The 7,209-nt window shown below is 35.7% G+C and carries 7 protein-coding genes; all 7 read left to right on the top strand.

What is annotated here, in order from left to right; genetic code table 11:
* Positions 1–528 precede the first annotated feature (528 nt).
* The 7 genes from rpmH (at position 529) to noc (ending at position 7,166) form a co-directional block, all read left to right on the top strand.
* Positions 529–663 (top strand): 50S ribosomal protein L34, encoded by a 135-nt coding sequence (gene rpmH, locus QN089_RS15665; protein ID WP_036200974.1) that lies wholly within the window; start codon positions 529–531, stop codon positions 661–663.
* Between the two features lie 101 nt (positions 664–764).
* Entirely contained in the window at positions 765–1,154 is a 390-nt protein-coding gene (gene rnpA, locus QN089_RS15660) for a ribonuclease P protein component (protein WP_087682065.1), read from the top strand.
* A 67-nt stretch (positions 1,155–1,221) separates the two neighbouring features.
* A complete protein-coding gene (gene jag / locus QN089_RS15655; RefSeq protein ID WP_068456868.1) occupies positions 1,222–1,953 on the top strand; it encodes an RNA-binding cell elongation regulator Jag/EloR in 732 nt (243 codons plus the stop codon).
* Positions 1,954–2,105: 152 nt separating this feature from the next.
* Positions 2,106–3,494 (top strand): tRNA uridine-5-carboxymethylaminomethyl(34) synthesis GTPase MnmE, encoded by a 1,389-nt coding sequence (mnmE, locus tag QN089_RS15650; protein WP_068456871.1) that lies wholly within the window; start codon positions 2,106–2,108, stop codon positions 3,492–3,494.
* A 32-nt stretch (positions 3,495–3,526) separates the two neighbouring features.
* Positions 3,527–5,416: a tRNA uridine-5-carboxymethylaminomethyl(34) synthesis enzyme MnmG gene (gene mnmG / locus QN089_RS15645; RefSeq protein WP_285215675.1), complete on the top strand. Its 1,890-nt coding sequence runs from the start codon at positions 3,527–3,529 to the stop codon at positions 5,414–5,416.
* A 31-nt stretch (positions 5,417–5,447) separates the two neighbouring features.
* Positions 5,448–6,164, top strand: a complete 717-nt coding sequence (rsmG, locus tag QN089_RS15640) for a 16S rRNA (guanine(527)-N(7))-methyltransferase RsmG (RefSeq protein WP_068456877.1) — start codon at positions 5,448–5,450, stop codon at positions 6,162–6,164.
* A 156-nt stretch (positions 6,165–6,320) separates the two neighbouring features.
* Positions 6,321–7,166, top strand: a complete 846-nt coding sequence (noc, locus tag QN089_RS15635) for a nucleoid occlusion protein (RefSeq protein ID WP_068456880.1) — start codon at positions 6,321–6,323, stop codon at positions 7,164–7,166.
* Positions 7,167–7,209 lie beyond the last annotated feature (43 nt).

Genomic DNA, 7,209 nt, shown 5'->3' with positions numbered 1-7,209 from the left:
TTAATTTTTATGTAAATAAAAGCGCAATGTTTAATATACATGAAAATAGAATTATACACAATAGCAACAACCTGTGGATAAGTGTTGTTAAGAGGTTGCAAATAACTTTATCCACAGGTTGTGGAAAATTGTGGATAAATAGAATTAAGGGAAAAATTGTATACAAACATTTCAACAAAATGGAAGTTCTTTAATGATTGATATATCAGTATTTAAAGCACTTATCCACAGAAAGAATTTATTGTTCGAATAACTTTATCCACAGGGTATTAATTTGTGAAAAACTTGTAGATAATGCCTGTGGATAAAAAATATCTGAAAATTTTTAGTCACAAGCCTTCTGTATAACCAAAATGAGATTTGTGGATAAATTTCATTTGTTATTCAGCAATGAAAATCAGGGTATTTTTGAAGCAGACTTTTTGGGATCCGTATTGACAAACTATTTATAAAAACGCTATAATGTGCAAGACTGTCTGTAGCATTTATAAATGGACTTTAGACTTTCAACAGGAGGTGTATTACACAATGAAACGCACATACCAACCAAAAAAACGTAAACATAGCAAAGTGCATGGTTTCCGTGCTCGTATGAGTTCTAAAAACGGTCGTCGCGTATTAGCAGCTCGTCGTCGTAAAGGTAGAAAAGTATTATCAGCATAAGCAAGTCCACTGACCAACATCAGTGGTCTTTTTCTTTTGAGAGGTTCGTGTCAATTTTTGGCACGGACACCTCTATTCAATAATTGTTGAGCAGGTGAACGATGAAAAAAAGTCGTAGAGTGAAGTCAGAACATGACTTTCAAAAAGTATTTCGAAGAGGTAAATCTTTTGCGAATCGTCAATTTGTTGTTTACGGTTTAGCAAAAGAAGAGCAAGAACAGTTTCGTATCGGTTTATCTGTGAGTAAGAAGTTAGGGAATGCCGTAACACGAAACCAAATTAAACGTTATATCCGACAAAGCTTTCACGAGCTAGATCTTGAGTTACGTCAAGATATGGATTACGTCATTATCGCCAGAAAACCGGCGGCCACAATGAATTTTGAAGAAGTAAAAAAGAGTTTAGAACATGTTTTAAAAATCTCTAAATTTTTGAAGAGAACTACTAGAGTTAAGCAGAATAAGCATGATAAAATAGAGAAAATGAATTGACTCGCAGGGGCGATCACTAAAAAGATTTCTACATTACTTCATCCTGCGAACAACAGGAGGGGCCCAATTGAAAGAATCGATCCAAGTCGCGAAAACAGTGGAAGAAGCTGTTGCGAATGCTTTGAAAAAACTTGATTTGACCCATGACCAAGTAGAAATAGAAATTTTACAGGAGCCTAAAAAGGGTTTTTTAGGCATTGGTGCGCGCGATGCACATGTTCATGTAAAAGAGAAATTAATATTGGTTGAACCAGAAATTGAAGAAGTAGAAAATGATGAAGCTCATCCACAAACTGTAGATAACCCTGTGGAAAAAGAAGAAGTTCAAATAAAGCATGATGACACCCGTGCAATTGAAGAAGCAAAAACGTATATTGAGTCTATCGTAAAGCAAATGGATATCCATGACTTGCAAATGGATGTTATACAAAAGCAGAAAACAATTCATATTCAATTATCAAGCGAGAAAGCAGCACTGTTAATTGGAAAACGAGGTCAAACATTGAACTCACTTCAACTAGTTGCACAGTTAGTTGTACAAAAATATGCAACGCGTTACCTTACTTTAGAATTAGATGTGGAAAACTATCGCCAAAAGCGTAGAGAAGCATTAATTGAATTGGCACATCGTTTAGCTGATCAAGCTGTATCCACAGGTAAACGTATTGATTTAGAACCAATGCCATCTAGTGAAAGAAAAATTATTCATCATTCGTTAGCGAGACGTTTGGATGTGGATACTTTTTCTGAAGGTGACGCGAACCGTCGCCATTTAGTAATTGAACCGATTCGCTCATAAGTATTAAAGGATTGTGAAAGAGTCCTTCTCACGTTTTTACGGAGAAGGACTCTTTATTTTTTGAAGTAATATGAGTGTAGTGAAAAAAGAATTTATGTTAACATATATCATTAGTGAATTACGGAAAATTAGATCCAAGGAGGATTCAAAAGATGTTTGAATTTGATACAATTGCGGCAATTTCTACGCCACCAGGAGAAGGGGCGATTGCGATTGTACGCATTAGTGGTGAAGAGGCATTTGCAATTGCTGATCGTGTATTTCATTCCCCGAGTGGAAAAAGTTTGATGGAAGCACCATCTCACACAATTCATTATGGTCATTTAAAAGAAGTGGATAGTGGACAAGTTGTGGAAGAAGTCATGGTTTCAATTATGAAGGGGCCAAAAACTTTTACACGTGAGGATGTAGTTGAGATTAACTGTCATGGTGGTCTCGTTACTGTGAATCGTGTACTTCAACTTATTTTACGAAACGGTGCACGCATGGCTGAACCAGGCGAATTTACAAAACGCGCATTTTTAAATGGGCGAATTGATTTATCTCAAGCAGAAGCAGTAATGGATTTAATTCGTGCGAAAACAGATCGCGCGATGAATGTAGCTTTAGGACAGATGGACGGAAAATTGTCTCGTTTGATTACACAGTTACGCCAAGCACTAATCGAAGTGTTGGCACAAGTTGAAGTAAATATTGATTATCCAGAATATGATGATGTGGAAGAAATGACAATTCCACTCATGCTTGAAAAATCAAATTGGGTAAAAGGTGAAATCGAAAAGTTATTACAAACTTCTTCACAAGGTAAGATTTTACGTGAAGGTTTATCCACAGTTATTTTAGGACGTCCAAATGTGGGGAAATCATCACTTTTAAATAGTTTAGTACAAGAAAATAAAGCAATTGTAACAGATGTTGCCGGAACAACTCGTGATATCATTGAAGAGTATGTCAATGTTCGTGGTGTGCCACTTCGTCTTGTGGATACAGCAGGTATTCGCGAAACAGAAGATATTGTAGAACGTATTGGTGTAGAACGTTCACGCCAAGTATTACATGAAGCAGATCTCATTTTATTTGTTGTAAATTATAATCAAGCATTAACAGACGAAGATTTACGTCTTTTCGAAACAATTCAAGATATGAATTATATTGTCGTTGTAAATAAAACAGATTTAGAACAAAATATCGATTTAGATCAAGTGAAGACTTTAGCGAAGGATCGTCGTGTGATTACAACATCTATTTTAAATGAAGAAGGTGTAGACGCTTTAGAGGAAGCAATTTCTTCGATGTTCTTTGAAGGTTCAATTGATGCCGGAGATGCTACGTATGTATCGAATTCACGTCATATTGCGTTACTGCATCAAGCATTAGATCGTATCACAGATGCGATTAATGCAGCAGAGGCAGATGTGCCTGTGGATATGATTCAAATTGATGTAACACGTACATGGGAAATCCTTGGAGAAATTATCGGCGATACAATGCAAGAAAGTTTATTAAATCAGTTATTCTCACAATTCTGTTTAGGAAAATAAATTTATTTTTAAAAAAGAAGGGAAGTACGAACATGCCAAACACATTTGAAGCAGGCACGTTTGATGTCATCGTAGTAGGAGCAGGTCATGCAGGGGTAGAAGCTGCTTATGCTTCAGCACGTATGGGAGCAAAAACACTCGTTTTAACAATTAATTTAGATATGATTGCTTTTATGCCATGTAATCCATCAATTGGTGGACCGGCAAAAGGAATTGTCGTTCGTGAAATTGACGCAATGGGAGGCGCGATGGGAAAAGTCATCGACCAAACTCATATTCAAATGCGTATGCTGAATACTGGTAAAGGTCCAGCTGTACGTGCATTACGTGCGCAAGCAGATAAAGTTTTATATCAACAAGCTATGAAACAATTATTAGAAGAACAAGATAATTTAACAATTCACCAAGCAATGGTAGACGAGTTAATCGTTGAAGATGGTGAAATTAAAGGATTAATTACACAAGTTGGTGCTGTATATCGTGCAGAAACAGTTGTTATTACAACAGGTACATTTTTACGCGGCGAAATTATTATTGGCGACTTAAAATATTCATCAGGTCCAAATAATCAACAACCATCGATTAAATTAGCAGATAATATGCGTGATTTAGGGTTTGAAATGGTTCGTTTTAAAACAGGTACGCCACCTCGCGTAAATAGTAAAACAATTGATTACTCAAAAACAGAAATTCAACCAGGCGATGAAGAGCCACGTGCATTCAGTTTTGAAACAACTGAATTCATTATGGATCAAATTCCATGTTGGTTAACATATACAAGTCCTGAAACACATCAAATTATTAATGATAACTTAGATTCATCACCAATGTTCACAGGTGTGATTACAGGTGCAGGTCCACGTTATTGTCCATCAATTGAAACGAAAATTGTACGTTTTAATGATAAACCACGTCACCAACTGTTCTTAGAACCAGAAGGACGTAATACACAAGAAGTTTATGTACAAGGTTTATCCACAAGTTTACCTGAACATATTCAACGTAAAATGCTTGAGACAATCCCAGGATTAGAAAAAGCTGAAATGATGCGTGCAGGTTATGCGATTGAGTATGATGCAGTAGTTCCTACACAATTGTGGCCAACACTTGAAACGAAAAAGATTAAAAACTTATACACAGCAGGTCAAATTAATGGTACTTCTGGTTATGAAGAAGCAGCAGGTCAAGGAATGATGGCTGGTATTAATGCAGCAGCGCGCGTATTAGGTAAAGAAGAAGTTATTTTAGGTCGTGCAGATGCTTATATCGGTGTTTTAATTGATGACTTAGTTACAAAAGGTACAAATGAACCGTATCGTTTATTAACATCACGTGCAGAATATCGTTTATTACTACGTCACGATAATGCAGATATGCGTTTAACAGAAAAAGCTTTTGAATTAGGTCTTGTTTCTGAAGAGCGTTATAACAAATTTGTTGAAAAGCGTGAGTTAGTAAAAGCTGAAATTAATCGTCTAGCTGAATTTGGCATAAAACCACGTCTTGTCAATGAAGCTTTAACTGAAATGGGCAGTAGTCCTTTAAAAGATGGTATTCATGGAACAGATTTATTAAAACGTCCAGAATTAAATTATGATTTTGTTGCTAAAGTGACAGAAGCTCCTGAATTACCTGAAGATGTGAAAGAACAAGTAGAAATTCAAGTGAAGTACGAAGGTTATATTGAAAAAGCTTTACAACAAGTTGAAAAACTTAAGAAAATGGAAGGTAAGAAAATTCCAGAGCAAATTGATTACGATGCCATTTCAGGAATTGCGACAGAAGCACGTGAAAAGCTAAAAGAGATTCGTCCATTAACTGTTGCACAAGCATCACGAATTTCAGGCGTAAATCCAGCCGATATTTCAATTTTATTAGTGTATATTGAACAAGGTAAAATTGCTAAAATCGCACAATCATAAATCAATTTAGTCGAGATGAGAGGGGAACAATATGAACGAGGAACAGTTTATACAAGCGTTAAAAGAACAAGGTATTGAGTTATCAGAAAAACAAATTCAACAATTCCGTCGCTACTTTGAAATTTTAGTTGAATGGAATGAAAAAATGAATCTTACAGCGATTACAGATGAACCATCTGTTTACCTAAAGCACTTCTACGATTCAATTAGTGCAAGTTTCCATTTTGATTTTACAAAAGTTACAACTGTATGTGATGTAGGTGCAGGGGCTGGTTTCCCAAGTTTACCAATTAAAATTTGTTATCCACATTTACACATTACGATTGTGGATTCTTTGAATAAACGTATTCAATTCTTGAATCATTTAAGCGATGAGATTGGTTTAGATCATGTGGAATTTGTACATGCAAGAGCAGAAGAATTTGGTCAAAATCCTCAATACCGCGAAAAATTTGAGCTTGTAACTGCTAGAGCTGTGGCACGTTTATCTGTATTATCAGAACTATGCTTACCTCTTGTTAAAGAAGGCGGTAAATTCCTTGCATTGAAAGCTGCAAGTGGTGATGATGAATTAAAAGATGCTAAAAAAGCGATTACTATATTAGGTGGTAAATTAGTGCATCATGTTGCTTTTGAGTTACCTGTTGAGGAAAGTGAACGTACCATTTATGTATTTGATAAAGTAAAAGCAACACCAAAAAAATATCCAAGAAAACCTGGAACACCGAATAAATCTCCTATTAAATAACGAATGTTTCATGTGAAACGATATGTCATCTTACTTTTTTTGTAGAAAGAAACTATAATAGAGGTATTGCGCAACAAAACAGACATAAAATCGACTTATCACAATGATGTGGAATGAGGATATACTTGAAATAATCGTTAAAAGGTGGTGCTAAACTTGAAAAGTGCTTTATCACGTATTTTTGGTGGCGGCGATAAAACTGTAACGAAAGAGTCAGCTGAAAATGTGCTAAACTTACCAATTAGTAAAATTCATCCGAACCGTTTCCAGCCACGTACAATTTTTGATGACTCCAAAATTGAAGAATTAGCTCGAACAATTCATACACATGGGATTATTCAACCAATTGTTGTACGAACAATGGAGAATGGTGATTACGAAATCATTGCAGGTGAACGCCGATATCGTGCGATGAAGTCATTACAATGGGTGGAAGTCCCAGCTATTATTCGAGAGATGTCAGATAAAGAGACTGCTTCTGTCGCATTAATCGAAAATCTTCAACGAGAAGAACTAACAGCAATTGAAGAAGCACAAGCATTTCAACAGTTGCTAGAGCTACATGAATTAACACAGGAAGCGTTAGCGCAACGTTTAGGTAAGGGCCAATCGACTGTCGCAAATAAATTGCGTCTATTAAAATTACCTGAGCAAATTAAAGAGTCTATTTTAAAACGTGAAATCTCTGAGCGTCATGCTCGTGCATTAGTTCCTTTGAAAAATGAAGAATTGCAATTGCAATTATTAGAAGAAATTAAGGAACAAGACTACAATGTGCGTCAGTTAGAACAGCGGATTCGTGAAATTCTAGAGCCAATTGAAAAGGTGAAGAAACCACGTGTTAAAAGGAAGTCTGTTAGTCGTGATGTTCGTATTGCTTTAAATACAATTCGTGAATCATTAACCCTTGTTAATAAAACAGGTATTGATGTAAAAGCAGAAGAAGAAGAACATGATGAGTATTATCAAATTACTGTAAAGATACCAAAAAATAAAAAATAAATTGCGTAAAAGGGAAGCAGACATATGAGCTGTTTCCCTTTTT

The sequence above is a fragment of the Kurthia sp. YJT4 genome (assembly GCF_030219945.1).
GTDB lineage: Bacteria > Bacillota > Bacilli > Bacillales_A > Planococcaceae > Kurthia > Kurthia gibsonii.
The sequence above is the reverse complement of the archived record's forward strand: the minus strand, read 5'-3'. Positions and strand labels throughout refer to the sequence as shown.

Bases quoted from the DNA above. Each gene is read 5' to 3' on its own strand.
- mnmG (WP_285215675.1), top strand. From the start codon at position 3,527: ATGCCAAACACATTTGAAGCAGGCACGTTTGATGTCATCGTAGTAGGA.
- rpmH (WP_036200974.1), top strand. From the start codon at position 529: ATGAAACGCACATACCAACCAAAAAAACGTAAACATAGCAAAGTGCAT.
- rnpA (WP_087682065.1), top strand. From the start codon at position 765: ATGAAAAAAAGTCGTAGAGTGAAGTCAGAACATGACTTTCAAAAAGTA.
- mnmE (WP_068456871.1), top strand. From the start codon at position 2,106: ATGTTTGAATTTGATACAATTGCGGCAATTTCTACGCCACCAGGAGAA.
- rsmG (WP_068456877.1), top strand. From the start codon at position 5,448: ATGAACGAGGAACAGTTTATACAAGCGTTAAAAGAACAAGGTATTGAG.